Source organism: Flavobacterium sp. UBA2787 (assembly GCA_002352205.1).
In the GTDB taxonomy this organism is placed as follows: Bacteria; Bacteroidota; Bacteroidia; order Flavobacteriales; family Flavobacteriaceae; genus Flavobacterium.
This window is the reverse complement of record DEHZ01000002.1, coordinates 293140-313094: the sequence shown is the minus strand read 5'-3', so window position 1 is coordinate 313094 and position 19955 is coordinate 293140. Positions and strand designations below refer to the sequence as shown.

At 34.3% G+C, this 19955-nt stretch carries 16 protein-coding genes and 1 riboswitch; of the genes, 1 reads left to right on the top strand and 15 read right to left on the bottom strand.

What is annotated here, in order from left to right; genetic code table 11:
• Positions 1-3 precede the first annotated feature (3 nt).
• The 8 genes from B4N66_RS01710 to B4N66_RS01675 form a co-directional block, all read right to left on the bottom strand.
• Positions 4-2019 (bottom strand): DUF3857 domain-containing protein, encoded by a 2016-nt coding sequence (locus B4N66_RS01710; RefSeq protein ID WP_291092013.1) that lies wholly within the window; start codon positions 2017-2019, stop codon positions 4-6.
• Positions 2020-2024: 5 nt separating this feature from the next.
• Entirely contained in the window at positions 2025-3923 is a 1899-nt protein-coding gene (locus B4N66_RS01705; RefSeq protein WP_291092012.1) for a DUF3857 domain-containing protein, read from the bottom strand.
• 111 nt (positions 3924-4034) lie between these two features.
• Positions 4035-4487, bottom strand: coding sequence for a D-aminoacyl-tRNA deacylase (gene dtd, locus B4N66_RS01700; protein WP_291092011.1), 453 nt, complete (start codon positions 4485-4487; stop codon positions 4035-4037).
• A gap of 37 nt (positions 4488-4524) precedes the next feature.
• Positions 4525-5493, bottom strand: a complete 969-nt coding sequence (gene rsgA / locus B4N66_RS01695) for a ribosome small subunit-dependent GTPase A (RefSeq protein WP_291092010.1) — start codon at positions 5491-5493, stop codon at positions 4525-4527.
• A gap of 26 nt (positions 5494-5519) precedes the next feature.
• Positions 5520-6602, bottom strand: coding sequence for a bifunctional 3-deoxy-7-phosphoheptulonate synthase/chorismate mutase type II (locus tag B4N66_RS01690; RefSeq protein WP_291092009.1), 1083 nt, complete (start codon positions 6600-6602; stop codon positions 5520-5522).
• Positions 6603-6643: 41 nt separating this feature from the next.
• Positions 6644-7483: a prephenate dehydrogenase gene (locus B4N66_RS01685; RefSeq protein ID WP_291092008.1), complete on the bottom strand. Its 840-nt coding sequence runs from the start codon at positions 7481-7483 to the stop codon at positions 6644-6646.
• Between the two features lies 1 nt (position 7484).
• Positions 7485-8630, bottom strand: a complete 1146-nt coding sequence (locus B4N66_RS01680) for a pyridoxal phosphate-dependent aminotransferase (protein WP_291092007.1) — start codon at positions 8628-8630, stop codon at positions 7485-7487.
• Positions 8627-9454 (bottom strand): prephenate dehydratase, encoded by an 828-nt coding sequence (locus B4N66_RS01675; RefSeq protein WP_291092006.1) that lies wholly within the window; start codon positions 9452-9454, stop codon positions 8627-8629. The genes B4N66_RS01680 and B4N66_RS01675 overlap by 4 nt, the downstream gene beginning before the upstream one ends.
• Positions 9455-9714: 260 nt before the next feature.
• On the opposite strand from B4N66_RS01675, the gene gldA reads away from it, so the two are divergent.
• A complete protein-coding gene (gldA, locus tag B4N66_RS01670) occupies positions 9715-10614 on the top strand; it encodes a gliding motility-associated ABC transporter ATP-binding subunit GldA (RefSeq protein ID WP_291092005.1) in 900 nt (299 codons plus the stop codon).
• On the opposite strand, the gene B4N66_RS01665 is transcribed toward gldA, so the two are convergent.
• The 7 genes from B4N66_RS01665 to B4N66_RS01635 all read right to left on the bottom strand — a co-directional run bounded on the left by B4N66_RS01665 (position 10615) and on the right by B4N66_RS01635 (position 19853).
• Complete coding sequence (locus B4N66_RS01665; RefSeq protein ID WP_291092004.1) at positions 10615-11352, bottom strand: head GIN domain-containing protein; 738 nt, start codon at positions 11350-11352, stop codon at positions 10615-10617.
• Positions 11353-11356: 4 nt separating this feature from the next.
• The gene (locus B4N66_RS01660) at positions 11357-12442 is read right to left on the bottom strand and encodes an acyloxyacyl hydrolase (RefSeq protein WP_291092003.1); all 1086 of its coding nucleotides are present in this window, start codon (positions 12440-12442) and stop codon (positions 11357-11359) included.
• A 67-nt stretch (positions 12443-12509) separates the two neighbouring features.
• Positions 12510-13466, bottom strand: coding sequence for a methylenetetrahydrofolate reductase [NAD(P)H] (metF, locus tag B4N66_RS01655; RefSeq protein WP_291092002.1), 957 nt, complete (start codon positions 13464-13466; stop codon positions 12510-12512).
• A gap of 65 nt (positions 13467-13531) precedes the next feature.
• Entirely contained in the window at positions 13532-16210 is a 2679-nt protein-coding gene (metH, locus tag B4N66_RS01650; protein ID WP_414654071.1) for a methionine synthase, read from the bottom strand.
• A gap of 54 nt (positions 16211-16264) precedes the next feature.
• A complete protein-coding gene (locus tag B4N66_RS01645) occupies positions 16265-17203 on the bottom strand; it encodes a homocysteine S-methyltransferase family protein (RefSeq protein WP_414654073.1) in 939 nt (312 codons plus the stop codon).
• 328 nt (positions 17204-17531) lie between these two features.
• A riboswitch (SAM riboswitch) is annotated at positions 17532-17634 on the bottom strand.
• Between the two features lie 139 nt (positions 17635-17773).
• Positions 17774-18874 carry an aspartate kinase gene (locus B4N66_RS01640; protein WP_291091999.1) on the bottom strand — a complete coding sequence of 367 codons (1101 nt, stop codon included), beginning with the start codon at positions 18872-18874 and terminating at the stop codon, positions 17774-17776.
• On the bottom strand, positions 18861-19853 hold the full coding sequence (locus B4N66_RS01635) for an alpha/beta fold hydrolase (RefSeq protein ID WP_291091998.1): 993 nt from the start codon (positions 19851-19853) through the stop codon (positions 18861-18863). The genes B4N66_RS01640 and B4N66_RS01635 overlap by 14 nt, the downstream gene beginning before the upstream one ends.
• Between the last annotated feature and the right edge of the window lie 102 nt (positions 19854-19955).

Here is a 19955-nt window from a genome sequence, read left to right as displayed (position 1 = left end):
TTATTAGATCTTTTTTAAAACAATTTTTTCTGTTTGATTTTCTACAACTTTCTTGAAAAAATCCTTTAAATAGTTATAATTATTGGGAGTAATCATAGCTTCATTTATAGTTAATGTAGCCCCAATTTGAATCTTCCCTTCTGAAGGATTTAGATTAAATCTATATACTAATAGACTGTTTTCTATAGCAAATACTGTGTTTTGTGGTACAGATTCTACCACATATCCTTCAGGAAGATTAATAGTAATTGTGTATTTGTCCTCTTGAGGATAAACAAAATCTATCGGATAATCTCTTTTTTCAACTTTAAAAGGATTTTCGTTTAATGAATAAAAAAGTAGAGGGGAAAAATACATTTTGTCACCAATAATCTCGATTAAGTCAGAATGTTTAAACGAAAATTCTTCGAGTATTGGTTTAGATAATATGTTTTCATTAGTAACCAAATAATCATCAATTTCAATTTGTCCAAGTTTTTTCTCTAAAGATTCTATATAATTTTCATTATTACTGTATAAATAATTATTTCTAAATCGATAAGCATTATAATCGAAATATTGAGTTCTCAATTTCCCGCTTACGTTTCCTTCTACATCGATTGAAAGTAATCCTGATGTGTTTTCTTTTGACACAAATGACGGTCTAAGGTCAACAAAAACTGAACTTCCTTCTTTTCTTATTAAACGACCTTGCCAATTCAAAACCCTAGTAGGCATAATATTTAGACTGCTATTCATATCTGTTGCATCCAACATAATAACACCATCCGGTATTTCTACTGCACAAATAACATAATTAAATGCGGTTCGTGATGGAAACAGTGGTATTCCGTTTGATTTTGTACTTACTAACACCGGGTTGGCCTCTAATCCTGCAAATCTGAGCATAGAAACCAGCATCAAATTAATTTCAGCCACATTTCCTGTTCTATTTTTATAAGCACTCTTTAAACCGTCATCACAAAAAATTCCATTGAAATTATTCCATTTCACCTGCTTTTTGACATATTCTAATAGCGTTACTATCTTTTCCTCTCTCGTATTTTTACCTTGTAACAGTTGTTCAATATCCGTTTCAAAATAACCTGCTTTTTTTAATTCAGAACCGAAATTTTCGTTATCGTATATACTTTTACAAACATCTTCCCATGAATAAGAAAGTGTTTTTATTGGTGAATTAGGGTATTTTATAATTGATAATTCATGACTTACACCTGCTGTATAATCCTTTATATTACTTACAAAATCTTCATCTTTCATAGATGGAGACATCTCCAAAATATAAGTTGTTATTGATTCTTTGTAATCTATATTTTCATATGAAAAGGATGTTTTTGAAACCCTATTCCCTGATCTATCCTTTTCAGTATAATTATATCTAGTGTTCTTAGAGGAGGCAGTCACTTTGGGCAAAACATACCCTTTAATTCTTGGATTATATACCAAATACTCCGGAATTATTGTTTCATATTTTGAAAAATTAACAGGAATACTTTTTTGAAAATACCACTCAGGGAGATTGGATAAAAAGGGAGAAGTCAATTCATATTTGTATTCTATAATTGAACCTTCTCTAACATTAGGAAGTGAAATTTTTACAACACTCCAGTATTTATTAACTTTTTCGGTAAACTCTCCATCACTCTTCATTTTAGTTTTCTCGATTTTGCCATTTACAAGATTATATGTAAATGTTTTTGAGAAACTGACAGTTTCCTTTTCACTATCACCAACATAAATGGGTACAGAAATATCAGCAAAAGAATAACCTTCTTTCTTGTAAACTTTGATTTTGGTAGTTACTTCTGTGACTAGTTTAAACCCTTTATCTATGTCGAATTCAAAAAAAGTTTTACCAATATTAAACAAAACTGCAGCCTCAGCATCTTTTTCAATGGGATGTTCTTTTTCTTCCAGTTCTGCAACAGTAACTTTTCCCAATTCATACGATTGACTAAAACAAGTCATTGAAAAAAGTATAAAAAAACAAACTGTACTGATTTTTTTAATAGATGTCATATTGCTTATTTTTGAATTAATACCAATTTTGCGTTGTCATTTTTAGCTATTTTTTCAATGAATTTTCTGTATTCTTCGTATTCGGATTTGGCATAAAATCCTTTGTTAATGGTTAATGAACGTTTATAAACTATTTTTTTTTCATTTAATTGGATTTCGGTTTTGTAATGACCGAATTTTTCTTGAAATTCTACCGATTCAGGAATCGATTCTACAGAATAATTTTCTGGCAAATCGATTGCAATGTCATCAAAATCATAAAAACCTCTTGCAATTTCAAAAGGCGAATTTCTAATTCTATAACGTTTGGGAATAGCAGAGTACTGATTAAAAGCATTTAAGGCAAACATCAAACGTTGACCGCTTTTTGAGGCATAATTCTCTGCTTCTAAATCAATTTTTTCAGTAAATTCTATTGCTTGTTTATTATTTTCAAACATTGGATTTTTCCATTGTAAATTGTTGATTGTACTGAAATAATTTTTATAGTGTTTGTCTAAATCGTCTTTTGATTTTCTTTCCAATAAATATTTTCTATCGTATTGTGTTCCTTTTGATTTTATTGACACGTTTCCTGTGATTTTACCGTCCGGATTTAGAGAATAATTTCCTATTGTTTTTTGGCTATTGTTTTTTTCAGAATAAACTTTTGTATCAATTATTTCACCACCACTAGATTTTATTATAAGTGCCTTTCTATCATCAGTAAAATTTGCTTGAAAATCAAATGGAACAATTTGATTTGTACATTCCATCCATTTTAATTCGTTTTGATAAGGAATACATAATACCGCATGATTTCCCTGCATAGAAACAAAATCAGGGTTAATATCTCTTCTGTATTTGTCCCCATAAATAATTGTATAATATGACTCTACCCCTACTACATTTAGTAACGCTCTTGTATAGTTTGAAAGTGCTTTACAATCGCCGTATCCTAATTTATCAACGTCTTTTGCCAACATAGGCTTCCATCCACCGATTCCCATTTGAATGCTAACATACCTTGTTTTATTTTGAACATATTCAAAAACTTTTTCTGTTATCTTTAATGCATCGGTTTCATTGCCAACATGAGCTTTAATTTTAGATTTTGTTTCCTCGGAAAGTTCGTCTGTTCCACTTAACAAATTAGTATAAACCCAAGAGCCAAAGTTGCTCCATGTTTCTGCCTCTCCGTCAACTCCCTCTAAATGAAATTTATTTAATCCAAAAATAACTAAAGGTGTAAATTTTCGTAAACTAGGAGCATAGTCTTCTTGTCTAAGAGCTTCAATATTGTTAGCTTCAAATGACAACTTTCCAGTTTCATCTGTTTTTTGAATTGAAAAACCATCAAAATTATCCTCTTTATACTTAAATCCCAAATCTTGTGGATAAGAAATAGTTATTTTACTTTTTTCAGTACTTAAAAAATAATTTTCCAATGGTGCCCAACTTGGAATAAAAGCTGTATTTGAGGTTTCTACTTCACATTCAAAAACTAAAGTAAAAGGATAGGATATTGGTGTGTAATCCAAATTTAAAGCACGATTGTCAGTATATATTGAAATGCCATCAGCAATACTTTGATCCCTGAAGTCTTTCTTCTTAAATTTTTTAATTTCTGAGCCAAGCGAATTTAGTATTTGAGCTTCAATTGAAACTATCTTTAAACTCTTATCATAATATTGTGAGGCATTCATGTGATGTAAACCATATTCATTAAATATTGTTACAACACGCTTGGATTTTATGGTCATTGACCTCCTGGATTTTATGTTGATTTCCGTTTCTTGTAAACGAATACAGGCATTTGCATTTTCTTTTAACTCTTTTGGGATTAAAAAATCAGAAAAAATTTGAGCTTTAACGGATGTTAAAAAAGCTAGATAAAGAAATAGAGTCCAACTTATATTTTTCATAAAAATTCATAAAATTCCGAACGAAAGTATTCGGAGAGTAGTAATTAATTTGGTGTAGTTTTTGGAAACTCTATTCATCAAAAATAGAATAAAAGAAATAGAAAACAAAGATTATTCTTTATTTTTTGTATCAATTAATATCGTTACCGGACCGTCATTTAAAAGTACCACTTTCATATCGGCACCGAACTGACCGGTTTGTACTTTCTTTTCTAACTCTTTCTCTATTTGTAGGATGAATTTCTCATATATCGGAATTGCAATTTCAGGTTTTGCCGCTTTAATGTAGGACGGACGATTGCCCTTTTTTGTTGATGCATGAAGTGTAAATTGACTCACGATAATCATTTCGCCATCAATATCTTTAACCGATAAATTCATGACATCATTTTGATCACCAAAAATGCGAAGATTTACAATTTTTGTAGAAAGCCATTCTATATCTTCTTTGCTATCTGACTCTTCAATTCCTACTAAGACTAACAAACCTTTTTGAATGGAAGCTACAATTTCTCCTTCGATGGTTACTGAGGATTGTGAAACTCTTTGAATAACGGCTTTCATTTTTTATGGTAATTGGTGAAAGGTAATGGGTAATTGGTTAATCAATGTCTTGATTTCTTCCATCAGCATAAATATCATTTCTGTACTGTTCCTCGTCACCTTCTAAAATTTGAAGGTAACTTTTATAGCGAGACCAAGCTATTTTATCTTCTTCTAATGCATTTTTAATGGCACAATTGGGTTCGTCTTTGTGCAAACAATTGTTGAATTTGCATTGATCTTCCAACTCAAAAAATTCAGGAAAATATCCTTTGATTTCTTGTTTTTCCATATCCACAATCCCAAATCCGCGAATACCGGGTGTATCAATTATTTTTGAATTGAATGATAAATCAAACATTTCTGCAAAAGTGGTAGTATGTTGCCCTTGCTGATGTATATCGGAAATTTGTTTGGTTTTTAAATTTAAATTGGGTTCTAAAGCATTCACTAAAGTTGATTTTCCAACACCGGAATGACCGGAAAACATACACACTTTTCCTTCCATCATTTGCTTCAATTCGTCTAACCCCTTTTTTGCTGTGGCAGAAACGCGAAGGCATTCATAACCTATTTGATTGTAAGTATATTGCAAAAACAATTGTTCGTCTAAAGTGGCTTCATCATACGTATCCACTTTATTAAAAATCAATACGGCTTTGATGTGATAGGCTTCGGCTGTTACCAAAAATCGATCAATAAAACTTGTTGTTGTTATTGGATTATTGATGGTAACCAACAAAAAAACAATATCAATATTGGATGCAATGATGTGCGTTTGTTTCGATAGATTAACCGATTTTCGAACAATATAATTCTTTCTATCGTGAATGTTATGAATGCTTCCTGTAATCGCATCAGAAGTTTCATCAATTTCAAAATCAACCACATCGCCCACCGCAATTGGGTTGGTACTTTTGATTCCTTTCATACGGAATTTCCCTTTAATCCTGCAATCATAAAATTGATTGTTTTCGGCTTTAACGGTATACCAACTTCCGGTAGATTTATAAACGATTCCTGTCATAGGGCAAAGATACACGTTTTCATCAATCAAGAATTGATAATTTTCTCTTGATGATCGATACTTTCTTGGTGAATTGCTTTGAAAAGTTGCACAATAAAATCTTCGCTCAATCCTTTTTGACTTCCTTCTGAAATCATTTTATCTAAAATTTCTTGCCATCTTTTGTTTTGTAGGATAGCCACGTTCTTTTCTTTTTTTAATCCTCCGATTTGATCGGCAATTTTCATTCTTCCACCCAAAATTTCGAGAATTTTACTGTCAAACTCATCGATTTGAGTACGTAGTTTGTTCATTCGCATCGTATAATCATCAGCTTCATCGGTTTCTTTCCGAACGCGTAAATCGTGAAAAATTTGTTTTAAAACCGCTGGTGTCACTTGTTGAGCCGCATCACTCCAAGCATTATCCGGATCAATATGGGTTTCGATAATTAAACCATCATAGTTTAAATCCAAAGCTTGTTGCGAAACTTCCTGAATCATATCCCGCTTTCCGGTAATGTGCGAAGGATCACAAATTAAAGGCAGATCGGGAAATCGATTTTGTAAATCGATTGCAATTTGCCACTCCGGATTATTGCGGTATTTTGTTTTTTCGTAAGTAGAAAATCCACGGTGAATTACGCCTAATTTTTTGATATTGGCATTATACAATCGTTCCAATCCACCAATCCACAATGATAAATCGGGATTTACAGGGTTTTTTAGTAAAACTATTTTATCGGTTCCTTCCAAAGCATCGGCAATTTCTTGAACGGCAAATGGGTTCACGGTGGTTCTGGCACCAATCCACAACACATCAATATCGTATTCTAACGCTAATTTTACGTGAGCGGCATTGGCAACTTCAACCGCCATAAGCAAGCCTGTTTCTGCTTTGGCTTTTTGCAACCAGTTCAACCCAATGGCTCCCACTCCTTCAAATCCGCCGGGTCGAGTTCGCGGTTTCCAAATTCCGGCACGAAAAATACTGACATCGGAATTCTTTAATTCATGAGCAATTTTTAATACTTGTTCTTCGGTTTCTGCACTGCAAGGTCCTGCAATTACTAACGGATGTTCTAATTGAAAATCGGTTAACCAGTTTTTTAAATTTTTATCGTTTTCCATAGCTGTTGTAGGTTGTCGGTTATTGGATAACTGACAATCTTTTATTTTAAAATTTCTTTAATTCTGTTCGTGTTTTTCATTTCATTAAAAATGGCTTCGTAATCATCCGATTCTAAAAATGATTTAAAGGATGATAAATTAGTAATATATTCATCTAATGATTTGACGATTTGTTTTTTGTTTTGTTTAAAAATCGGTGTCCACATCGAGGGTGAACTTTTGGCTAATCGAACCGTACTTTCAAAGCCGCTTCCGGCCATATCAAAAATATCTTTTTCATCTTTTTCTTTTTCAATGACTGTTTTCCCTAACATAAACGAACTAATATGCGACAAATGTGAAACATACGCAATGTGTTTGTCGTGCGATTTTGGTTCCATATAGCGAATTCGCATCTTCAAATTTCGGAATAATTCCAATGCTTTTTCCTGTTTTTTATAGGATGTTTTTTCAATTTCACAGATGATATTCACTTTATCTTCAAATAAATTTTCGATGGCTGCTTTTGGTCCGGAAAATTCAGTTCCTGCGATTGGATGAGTTGCTAAAAAGCTACTTCTTTTAGGATGATTTTCAACGGTTTCGCAAATTGGTTTTTTGGTTGAACCTACATCAATCACAATGGTATTATCTGAAATGTTATCCAAAATATTCGGCAAAAGTAGCAAAGCCACGTCAACCGGAACAGCCAAAATGATAAAATCGCCATCAAAATCATCGTCTAAATTTCCCTTTTGATGAATTAACCCCAATGATAATGCTTCATCAAGGTGATTTTCATTTGAATCAATTCCGATAATCACGGCGTTTTCATAGAATCGTTGAATATCCAAAGCCATTGAACCACCAATTAATCCTAAACCAATAATTGTTACTTTCATACTAAAATCGTGCTAAAGCTTCTTTAATTTTTTCTTCTTCTATACACAACGAAAACCGAATGTATCCTTCGCCATTACTGCCAAAAATTGTTCCGGGTGTGATGAAAATATTTTTATCGATTAAAATCGTATCAATAAATGTTTCCGATGAAATTACATTTTTTGGAAGCTTCGCCCAAATGAATAATCCAACGCTTGTTTTATTATAGGAACAACTCAATTTTTCAACCAATTCAAAAAGTAAATTTCTTCGTTTGGAATAGACTTCGTTTTGACTTTCAAACCAATTTTTATCTAAACTCAGTGCTTCAATCGCACCTTTTTGAATTCCATAAAACATACCGCTGTCCATATTACTTTTGACTTTTAAGACGGCTTCTAGAAAAGTTTTATTTCCTAAAATCATTCCCACTCGCCATCCTGACATATTGAACGATTTGCTGAGCGAATTAAGTTCTAACGCAATTTCTTTTGCTCCTTCCACTTGAAAAATCGACATTGGATTTCTATTCAAAACAAAACTATATGGATTATCATTGACAATCAGAATATGATGCTTTTTTCCGAAAGCGATTAGTTTTTCAAAAACTTCCATCGTGGCATTCGCTCCGGTTGGCATATGTGGATAGCAAACCCACATAATTTTGACTTTTGATAAATCCAATTTTTCAAGAGCTTCAAAATCGGGAAGCCAATTATTCTCTTCAACTAAGTCATAAAAAATGGGTTTTGCTTGCACTAATTCGGTTACAGAAGCATACGTTGGATAACCCGGATTTGGAATTAAAACCTCATCTGATTTATTCAAAAATGCCATCGAAACGTGCATAATTCCTTCTTTCGAGCCCATCAACGGTAAAACTTCCGAAGCAAAATCCATCGAAACATTAAATTGATTTTGATAGAATGTGGTCATCGCTTTTCGAAGTTCGGGTAAACCCTGATAACTTTGGTATTCGTGAGCTTTTTTATCGTTCATCGAATTCTGAATGGCATTGACCACTGAAAAATGCGGCAACAAATCCGGACTTCCGATTCCCATATTAATGATTGGTTTTCCTTCGGAAAGCATCTGATTCACTTCCCGCAACTTTTTGGAAAAATAATATTCCTGAACTGAATTTAATCGTTCTGCGGTTGCTATCATAGTCGTGCATTTTTATATTCGCCTAATACTTTAAAATGTCTGGTCATTTGTTGTAAATTCATTTTTGTTTCTTCGTAATTTTTGTAATTTTCAAAAACAACATCAATAAAAAATGAATATTGAAAGGGTGTTTCAATAATGGGTAAAGATTGAATTTTGGTCATATTTAATTGGCAATCGCTAATCATTTTCAACACAATGGCTAGGTTGCCAGGTTTATCTTCCAGTTCAAATTTTAACGAAGCTTTGTTGATTTCGTTTTTCGGAATTTCTTTATTCACCGATTTAACGATAACAAAACGTGTGGTGTTATTTTTTACGGTATGAATTCCGTTTGCAACAATTTCCAAATCATATAAATCCGCTGCTTTTACACTAGCAATTGCGGCAACTCCAACTAATTTTTGCTCTTGAATGCGTTTGGCTGTTTCGGCGGTATCGCTGCTTTCAATTAATTTTATATGTGGATAATTCGAAAAGAAAACCGCACATTGCAACAATGCCATCGGGTGTGATTGCACTTCTTTAATATCTTCAATCGTTTGACCTTTTAGTGCCAAAAGGTTGTGATGAATGTCTAAATAATACTCACCAATAATGTGCAAATTGTTGGCATCAATCAAAGCATAATTTGGAATAATAGAACCGGCGATAGAATTTTCTAAAGCCATAATTCCTTTACTTGACTTGTCATTTTTCACATTTTTCACCAATTTTTCAAACGACATGCACTCTTCCAACTCAACCGATTCAGAAAAATAGTTTTCTGCCACTTGATGATGAAATGAACCTTTTATACCTTGAATTGCTATTTTTGTTATCATATAAAATAAAAAAATCCCGACTCACATGGAATCGGGATTTATATTGTTTTTGAATTAAAAAATTTACCTTACATAACACAATACCAATCCCGATTTTTTCCAAAAGAAAAAATAAAAGAAATTAGTAAAATAATATGTGTTATGTGAAATCATCTTTTTGTTGTGATTTTGAAATGCTAATATAGTAAAATATTTAAATCAAAATACTTTTTAGAAAAAAAATGAGTTAAAAACTTTACTTTTGCTTTAAATCTTTACGTATGTCTATCGAAGTTAAAAATATTTCAAAAATGTATGGTGCTCAGAAAGCATTAGACAACATTTCATTTTCTGTAAATAAAGGAGAAATTGTTGGATTTTTAGGTCCAAATGGTGCCGGAAAATCTACTTTAATGAAAATTTTGACCACTTACATTACAGCAGATGAAGGTAGTGCTTCGGTGAATAATTTTGATGTATCGGATCCCAATCAAGAGGTTCAAAAAATTGTTGGCTATTTACCGGAACACAATCCGTTGTATTTGGATTTATATGTTCGGGAGTATTTGGCTTTTAATGCGGAGGTTTATAAAGTTTCTAAAAACAGAATTCAGGAAGTAATTGAATTGACTGGATTAACGCCTGAAAGTCACAAAAAAATAGGACAATTATCAAAAGGATATCGTCAACGCGTTGGTTTGGCTACAGCTTTGTTGCACAATCCGGAAGTTTTAATTTTAGATGAACCTACCACAGGATTAGATCCGAATCAGTTGGTAGAGATCAGAGATTTAATAAAAAACATCGGAAAAGATAAAACTGTTTTTCTTTCTACACACATTATGCAGGAAGTGGAAGCCATTTGTGATCGTGTCATCATCATCAACAACGGAAAGATTGTAACGGATAAAAAATTGGACAAATTGATGTCTGATGAGCAAGAGCAAGTGATAGAAGTGGAATTTGATAAAGCTGTTTCAGAAGAATTGCTGACTATTTTACCAAACTTTAAATCAGCAAAAAAAATAACTGATTCAATTTGGGAAATCACTTTTTTATCGTCGGAAGATATGCGTTCAAAACTATTTGATTTTGCGAATGAAAATGGTTTGAAAACGCTACAAATTCATCTGAAAAGTAAAAATTTGGAAGCTATTTTCAGAGAAAAAACCAAGAAATAATTAGTTATAAATTACTCTACCCTGATAATGTTCTGTTAGATTCACAGTTGGTGGTGTATTTAATAGGATTAAATTACCGGTACTAAACAAATCGCCTTCGACACTTTGAATTGGTCTAATAATCATATCATTTGAACCTCGATGAAAAACTTTTGCTACATTAATAGCCAAATCTTGAGCTTCTAATCTACCATTTCCATCATAAAAATTCAATAACGCTTCTTGAGTATTTCCGGAAATAAAGAAACGGGACACATTATTATTTAGAATTACTAATTGACCATTATCAACTTCAAAAATAAAATCACCGGTTCCGGCACCATCACTTAAATCCATTGCATACAATCTAATTATCGGATAAGTTAATAAGCCATCTGACTTAATAGCTTGCTCTGTTTTAGAATGAATATCAGTTAAATTTGGAGCTGTTACATAAACGATTGTTTGTCCATAATCCCGAACCCAATTACAAGTGGTTTTGTCTTTTAAACTGAGTGTATTATTTTCAATTTTTACTTCAATATCATCAATTAAATTTTCGCCAGATTTGACTTCCACTTTATATTCCGGTCCTTGTTTGATTACTAATTCAATACCAGTGTAAACAAAAATAGTTTCAAAAGGTGTTACTTCTACTTCTCTTGTAATTATTTCGCCTGTTGATTTTATGCAATCTCCAGGCTTTTCACAATTGTAAAAAAAAGAAGCAATTACGATTATTAAAATTATTTTTTTCATAGTTTTAAAATCTTACACCCATGACAAACTCCATAGCTTCCGCCAAGAATATATGGGTTTTAATGGATAATCCGGTGTACATTTTTTTAGTGATATAATATTTCATCCCTACTCTATCATAAATAGGAATATCTGATTTATAAGGTTGATAAACATAATATCCCACTTGTGCTTCAAGCGAAATTCTATTAATAAAAAGTTCATAACCGATAAAAACACCGGCTCTTTTATAGTCTGTATCTGCCGTTACATTTTCTTCAGGATAAGCTATTGATTGAAACTTTATAAACTCTTTGTATGAATTGGTAAAAAAAACCTCTGTACCCAATTGAAGAGCACTTTTTCTGCTGATTCTTTTGTCTATGTAAAAAGCTGGATGAAAAAAGGGTTTTTGACCACTTCCAATAATCGGATTTTCGCTAATTCCGGTTCTTAAAACTAAATTATATTTTAGTGGTTCTGTAAATTTTACCTTTGGTAGTGTATCAATTTGTCTTTCAAGTGGTTCTTCAAAATTATAGGTAATACCAAGATTTACACCATACGAATTCACACCACTATTGGGAGCTTTTATTCTTCCATTAGAAAAGTGTGTAAATAGCAATCCTGCTTTTAATTCAAATCGATCAACAATAGGTGTGGTATAATTAAGTGCAAAATTAGTATTTGCCACTATTTTAGAACCAAAAGCAAAGTTCTTACTATTGTTTTCTTTATCGTGTGGGTCGGTTGTATAAGCAACTCCTTGTGCGATTTTAAACTGAACTTTTCGATTTAAAAAATAAAAATTATAGTGTGCTCCAACTCCATAAACTTTTCCTAAAATATCATTTTTAAAATCTTGAAAAATAAAATAGCCTCCATAATCAGGATAGTTAAATGCTCTTTCCCACTCTTGATGACCGTATGTCTTTTTATACAAACTAATCAAAACTCCATCGGGATGACCTTGCAGAAAGTGCTGCAAATCATCCGTATGAGGCAAAACATTTCCTCGAAAGTATTGAACATCCAAAGCGGTAGTTTCAGTTTTTTCCTGAGCAGAGAGAAATGTCGTAAAAAGCAGTAAAAAAAAGTAAAGTTTCCTCATTCTAAAAGTTATTCCGGCAAATATAACAGAATAAAATTAGTAAGAAAATATTATGAAAGAATTGGTTTTAAAATATTTCCTTCGCAATCGCTTTGATGTTTTCTGCTTTTCCCATCGAATAATAATGCAAAACCGGAATTCCGGCTGCAACCAATTCTTTACTTTGAGCGGTACACCATTCAATTCCGATTTGTTTTACCGCATCATTATCTTTTGCTTTTACGACGGCCATAATCAAATCATCAGGCAAATCAACTTTGAATCGATGCGGAATCAAATTTAACTGCTTTTTTGTCGCAATGGGTTTCAATCCGGGTATAATTGGCACAGTAATTCCTGCTGCTCTGCATTTTGCAACAAAATCAAAGAATCGTTTATTGTCAAAAAACATTTGGGTAATAATATAATCAGCTCCGTTTTTGATTTTTTGTTTTAAGAAATGAATATCGCTGTCAACACTAGGAGCTTCCATGTGTTTTTCGGGATAACCGGCAACGCCAATGCAGAAATTGGTGCACGATGAATTTTGTAAATCTTCATCTAAATAAATTCCTTTGTTCAAATTGTGGATTTGCGTAACCAATTCGGAAGCATACTCATTTCCTTCTTTTTCGGGTCTGAAATAAATTTCATTTTTTAAAGCATCTCCACGCAATGCCACTACATTATCAATTCCCAAAAAATCCAAATCGATTAATAAATTTTCGGTATCTTCTTTCGTAAAACCACCACACAAAATATGCGGAATGGCATCTACATCGTATTTATTCTGAATTCCGGCACAAATTCCAACCGTTCCCGGACGTTTTTTTACAATTTTCTTTTGTAATAATCCGCTTGGTAATTCCTTGAATTCATATTCTTCCCGATGATATGTGACATCAATAAATGGTGGATTAAATTCCATCAAAGGATCAATCGAATCAAAAATAGATTGAATATTTTGACCTTTTAATGGCGGTAAAATTTCAAATGAGAATAAGGGTTTGCCGTTGGCGTTTTCGATATGTTGGGTTACTTTCATTTTCGGTTATCTGTTATCGGTTGTCGGTTGTCTGTTAACTGATAACGGACAACAGACAACGGTTTTTACTCTGCTATATTCGGCGAAAGCCATTTCATCGCCATTTCTAAACTGATGTTTCTTCGTTTTGCGTAATCTTCCACTTGGTCTTTTTTAATTTTTCCTAATCCGAAATATTTGCTTTCCGGATGGGCAAAATAATATCCTGAAACCGATGAGGCTGGCCACATGGCCATACTTTCAGTCAATTTTACACCTATTTTTTCCTCTACATCTAATAATTTCCAAATGGTTGGTTTTTCCAAATGATCCGGACATGCAGGATAACCCGGAGCGGGACGAATCCCGGTGTAATTTTCTTTGATTAAATCCTCATTAGATAATTTCTCATTGGAAGCATAGCCCCAAATTTCTTTTCGCACTTTTAGGTGTAAATATTCTGCAAAAGCTTCCGCTAATCGATCGCCTAACGCTTTTACTAAAATGGAATTATAATCATCCAATTGTTTTTCAAATTCCGATGCTTTTTCATCTACACCAAATCCCGTTGTGACACAAAAACAGCCGATGTAATCTTGAATTCCTAATTCTTTTGGAGCGATGAAATCGGCTAGAGCGATGTTTGGAGCTCCGGCAGTTTTTTGGGATTGTTGTCTTAAAGTTAGGAAAGTTGCGGGTTGCGGGTTGCGAGTTACTTCAATGTCATCATCATTGATTTGATTCGCCGGAAAAATTCCCAAAATTCCTTTGGCAGTAAGCCATTTTTCGTTGACAATTTGTTGAAGCATTTTTTGTGCATCTTCAAATAAATCAGAAGCTTGTTGTCCAACAATTTCATCTGTTAAAATAGCCGGATATTTTCCGAATAATTCCCACGATTGAAAAAACGGTGTCCAATCGATAAAATCAACTAATTCGGATAATTCAACTTCTATAGTTTTTGTTCCGATAAAATTGGGTTTTGTTGGATTGTAATTTTTCCAATTGAGTTGTAATTTATTTTTTCTGGCTTCGGTAATTGATAAGAAATTCTTCTCTCTACTCCTATTTAAATAACCTTCCCGAAGATGATCATAGTCTTCTCGAACTGTTTTGGCGTAGGCTGTTTTTGTTTCCGCTTGCAATAAATTTGTAGCGACAGTAACCGCTCGCGAAGCATCATTGACGTGCACAACGGTTTCTTTATATTCAGGTGCAATTTTTACGGCTGTATGAGCACGAGAAGTCGTTGCTCCACCGATCATAATTGGAATTTTGATGTTTAACTTATCCATTTCTTTCGCCAAATAAACCATTTCATCCAACGATGGTGTAATTAATCCGCTTAAACCAATGATATCAACGTTTTCACGAATAGCCGCTTCGATGATTTTTTCCGGCGGAACCATTACGCCTAAATCGATGATTTCAAAATTGTTGCAAGCCAAAACGACAGCAACAATATTTTTACCGATATCGTGTACATCGCCTTTAACCGTTGCCATCAACACTTTTCCGGCAGAAGACGAAGCGGTTGAATCTTTCTCTTCTTCGATGAAAGGAAGCAAGTAAGCCACTGCTTTTTTCATTACTCGGGCAGACTTAACTACTTGTGGTAAAAACATTTTTCCTGATCCGAATAAATCGCCTACGACATTCATCCCAGCCATTAAATTGATTTCAATAACTTCGATGGCTTTTGTGGAATTTATTCTGGCTTCTTCTACATCAATTTCAATGAATTCATCAATTCCTTTGACTAATGAATGGGTTAATCTTTCTTGAACAGAGCCATTTCGCCATTCTTGAATCGCTTTTTCATTGACTTTAAAATCCCCTTTATAACTCTCGGCTAATTCCAAAAGTCGTTCAGTGGCATCTTCTCTTCTGTTTAATAAAACATCTTCAACGTGTTCTAATAATTTTTTGTCGATTTCATCATAAATTTCAAGCATCTCTGGATTTACAATTCCCATTGTCATTCCGTTTTGAATGGCGTGATAAAGGAAAGCAGAATGCATGGCTTCACGCACTTTATCGTTTCCACGGAAAGAAAAAGAAACGTTACTCACACCGCCTGAAATATTAGCATTTGGTAGATTTTCACGAATCCATTTAGTCGCTCTAAAAAAATCTAAAGCGTTTAATTTATGTTCCTCCATTCCTGTGGCAACGGGGAAAATATTTGGGTCGAAAATGATGTCTTCCGCTGGAAAACCAACTTTATCGACTAAAATATCATAGCTTCTTTTGCAAATTTCGATACGTCTTTCGTAATTATCGGCTTGACCTTTTTCATCAAAAGCCATCACGATGACCGCCGCACCATATCGTTTGATTAATTTGGCGTGATGGATGAAGGTTTCTTCTCCTTCTTTTAACGAAATGGAATTGACGACTCCTTTTCCTTGAATGACTTTTAATCCCGCTTCGATGATTTCCCATTTAGAACTGTCAATCATAACCGGGACTCGGGCAATATCGGGTTCGGCGGCGATTAAATTTAGGAATTTGGTCATTGCATAAACGCCGTCCAACATTCCTTCGTCCATATTCACGTCGATGATTTGGGCTCCTCCTTCAACTTGATTTCGAGCGATATCAAGAGCTTCTTCGTACTTTTCTTCTTTGATTAAACGAAGAAATTTCCGTGAACCGGTGACGTTTGTTCGTTCGCCGACGTTTACGAAATTCGTTTCAGGAGTTATGATAAGCGGTTCGAGACCGGATAATTTTAAATATTTTTTACAATCAGCTTCTGCCATTTTATTTTTTTTTGCCACGAATTGCACAAATTTCACAAATTCATTTGGTGAAAATTAGTGTAATTCAAGGTTTAAAGTTCTAGGTTTATATTCCGATGCTACTTCGGCGATTAATTTGATGTGTTCCGGAGTTGTGCCGCAACAACCACCAATGATGTTGATTAAATTGTCTTGCAAATACTCACGGATTAGGGCTTGCATTTCTTCCGGTGTTTGGTCGTACTGACCGAACGCATTGGGTAATCCGGCATTGGGGTGAGCAGAAATATTGAGTTGGGTGTTGTGAGCTAATCTTTTCAAGTATGGTTTGAGTTGGTCGGCTCCTAACGCACAATTGAATCCAATGCTTAATAATGGGATATGCGAAATGGAAATTAAAAAAGCTTCTACGGTTTGACCGGAAAGCGTTCGTCCGGAAGCATCAGTAATTGTTCCGGAAACCATAACCGGAATATCTATGTTTCGCTCTTCTTTGACTTCTTCAATGGCAAAAAGGGCTGCTTTGGCATTGAGTGTGTCGAAAATGGTTTCTACTAATAAAACATCACTACCACCGTCAATCAAAGCTTCTACTTGTTGTTTGTAAGCAATGCGTAAATCGTCGAAAGTTACGGCACGAAATCCTGGGTCGTTTACGTCCGGACTCATGGATGCAGTTCGGTTGGTTGGACCGATTGAACCGGCTACAAAACGTGGTTTATCGGTGAATTCATCGGCAACTTCACGGGCAATTTTGGCGGATTGGTAATTGAGTTCGTACACCAAATCTTCGAGATGATAATCGGCCATTCCGATGGTGGTTCCTGAAAAGGTATTGGTTTCCACAATATCAGCTCCGGCTTGAAAATAGGCTCGATGAACGGCTTTTACGGCTTCTGGTTGTGTGATGGAAAGTAAATCGTTGTTTCCTTTTAATGGATGTGGGAAATCTTTGAAACGTTCTCCGCGAAAATCTTCTTCGGAGAAATTGTTTCGTTGCAGCATTGTTCCCATCGCTCCGTCGAGGACGAGGATTCTTTCTTGTATGGCTTGAGTAAGCCCCCTAGCCCCCGAAGGGGGAACTCCAATATTGTGGTTTGATTGTGTTGACATACTTTTATTTCTCTGAAAATATCTAAACATTCATTCTGGCACTGACGCCTAGCCCCGATTGTAGCGGAAATTTTTTGTGGCAGACGGCTATTTTTTCTTGCTTTAAAAAAGCGACCAACGGAAGCTCTTTTTTAAGCGTAGAAAAAAAGCCGGATGCAGCAAAAAATTGCAGCGTAAAGCGGGATTAGCTTCTAACTAAAAAAATTATCAGGAAATAGAGGAAATAAACGGGTTATCTGTTTCGCCATGGCGAATAGAATGTAGCACCTTCTACAGTTGCAGGGTTGCTAAGCTTTCATAGGGTCTAGTCCCTCCGGCTTTCGTGATAACGATCAGTATGTGTATGAACGGGGCAAATATAATGAGTAATTTGGGATTATAGAATATTTTTCTGTTTTTTATTAAAATTTATTATTTGACAGAAAAATATTCTGTAAATAATGGTTTTGGCAATTAATCAATTGGTTAAAATTAATTAAAAACAGATTCTTTTAACTTGATTTTTTCGGCAATTTTGAGAATATCATTCAAAACTCCTCTGGCTGTGACTTGTTTTCCGGCACCGGCACCTTGAATGACGATTGGGATTTCGCCATAGGATTTTGTGTAAATTTCGATGAGATTATCGGCACCTTTGAGTTGTCCGAGTGCTGAATTTATTGGTATTGAAATGAGTTTGACTTCGAGTTTTTGGTTGATAACATCGAGTTCGCCAACGTAACGAAGTACGTGATTTTCCGCTTGGGTGATTTTGGCGATTTCGTAGGGTTTATCGAGCAATTGTTTGTTGGAAGCGTACTCGGCTTTCGTATTTTCTTCGTTTAAATCGGGTAATAAAAGTGAGGAAATTTGCACGTCTGAAAATTCTTTTTGAATGCCGATTTCTCTGGCTAAGATGAGTAATTTTCGTGCGACATCGTTTCCGGAAAGGTCTTCTCTGGAATCGGGTTCGGTGTAACCGGTTTTTTCGGCTTCTTTTAAAATGGAAGAAAAAGTGGTGATTTCGTTTCCAAATCGATTGAAAATATAGCTTAACGAACCGGAAAAAACGCCTCTGATCTTAGTGATTTCTTCGCCGGAAAGATATAATTCATTGATGGTTTGAACGACGGGCAATCCGGCACCTACATTGGTTTCGTATAAAAAAGATTGGTCGAATTTTTGAAGGTTTCGACGTAATTCTTTGTAGAAATCGGAATGCAACGTATTTGCTTTTTTGTTGGCTGCGACGATGCTGAATCCATTTTGAATGAGCGGAATGTAAAATTTAATCAACTCTTCGCTGGCAGTGGCATCGACGGCGATGAGATTTTCGAGGTTATTGATTTGAACATAATCGACAATATCCTCGATTGAATAAGGAAAAGCGGTGGATTGAAAATTGCTTTCCCATTGGTTTTTGATGCCGTCTTTTTCGAAGAATGCTACGGTTGAATTGGTTATGATGGGAAATCGCAAATCGATGTTTCTTTTTTCGAGAAAAAATTGCTGACTTTCCAAAACTTGATTGATGAGCGTGCTTCCTACGTTTCCGATTCCGAAGAGGATGACATTTATTCTAAGCGTTGACATATTTTTGAGTGTTTTGAGTGTTGAAAATGGGTGATAAAAAAGTGGCTAATTGGTTGAATTCGATTAAAAAAGCATCGTGCCCGTGAATGGATTGAATTTCGTGATAGAAAACATTTTCTTTTATTTTTTTTAGGTTTTGATAAGTTTCACGATTTTCTTCGGCAATAAAAAAATAATCGGTATCGACAGAAACGATATGAATGTTGGCTTGAATTTGGCTTGCGACTGTTACAAAATCTTTTCTGTTTTTGGTAATATCATTTGTTTTTAGCAGATGATTCATTAATTTATAGGATGATAATCGGAAGCGGTTTTTTAGTTTGGAACCGTGATTGGATAACCAATTTTCAACTTCAAAAACGTTCTGTTGTTTGCGTTGAAAGCGTTGATTTATGGATTGCGGTGTTCTATACAACAACATCGCGTGCAAACGAGCATCGGCAATTGGATCATCGGAATTATTGAGAATTTTGTCTTGAATGAGTACGTTCGCAATCACCCAATCAGTTGCTTTCCAGTCGGTTGCAATTGGAATCAGGTTTTGGATTTTGGTTGGATGTTGTGCGGCCATTTCCCAAGCAATAGCTCCACCTAAACTTCCTCCGATGACTGTGAAAAGTTCATCGATATTGAGATGAAATAATCCTTCCCAAAAAATTCTTGCGATATCACGAATGGTAAAATCTTTGTAATCAGAAATTAAATTTCCGAAAACATTATCGTATCCGTTTCCGGGAATGTTGAAAGCGATGACGGTGAAATCATTCGTATTAATGCTTTTATTTTCGCCGATTAAATCATTCCACCAACCGTTTTCGCCTGTGATGGTTGAATTTCCGGTTAAGGCGTGATTGACCAAAACTACCGGTGCAGAACCGACGTGTTGTCCGAAGGTTTCGAAATACAACGGAATATAGGGTCTGACTTTTCCAATTTCTAAATTGAAATTAAATAAATCTATTTTTTTTAAATTTTTCATAGTAATCTTTTCTAGCTTTTTTTAAAAACTGTCTTTTTTCAAACGTGGAAAAAAGACAGTTGTAAACAAACAAACAAACAAAACCTATACAAACATAAAAGT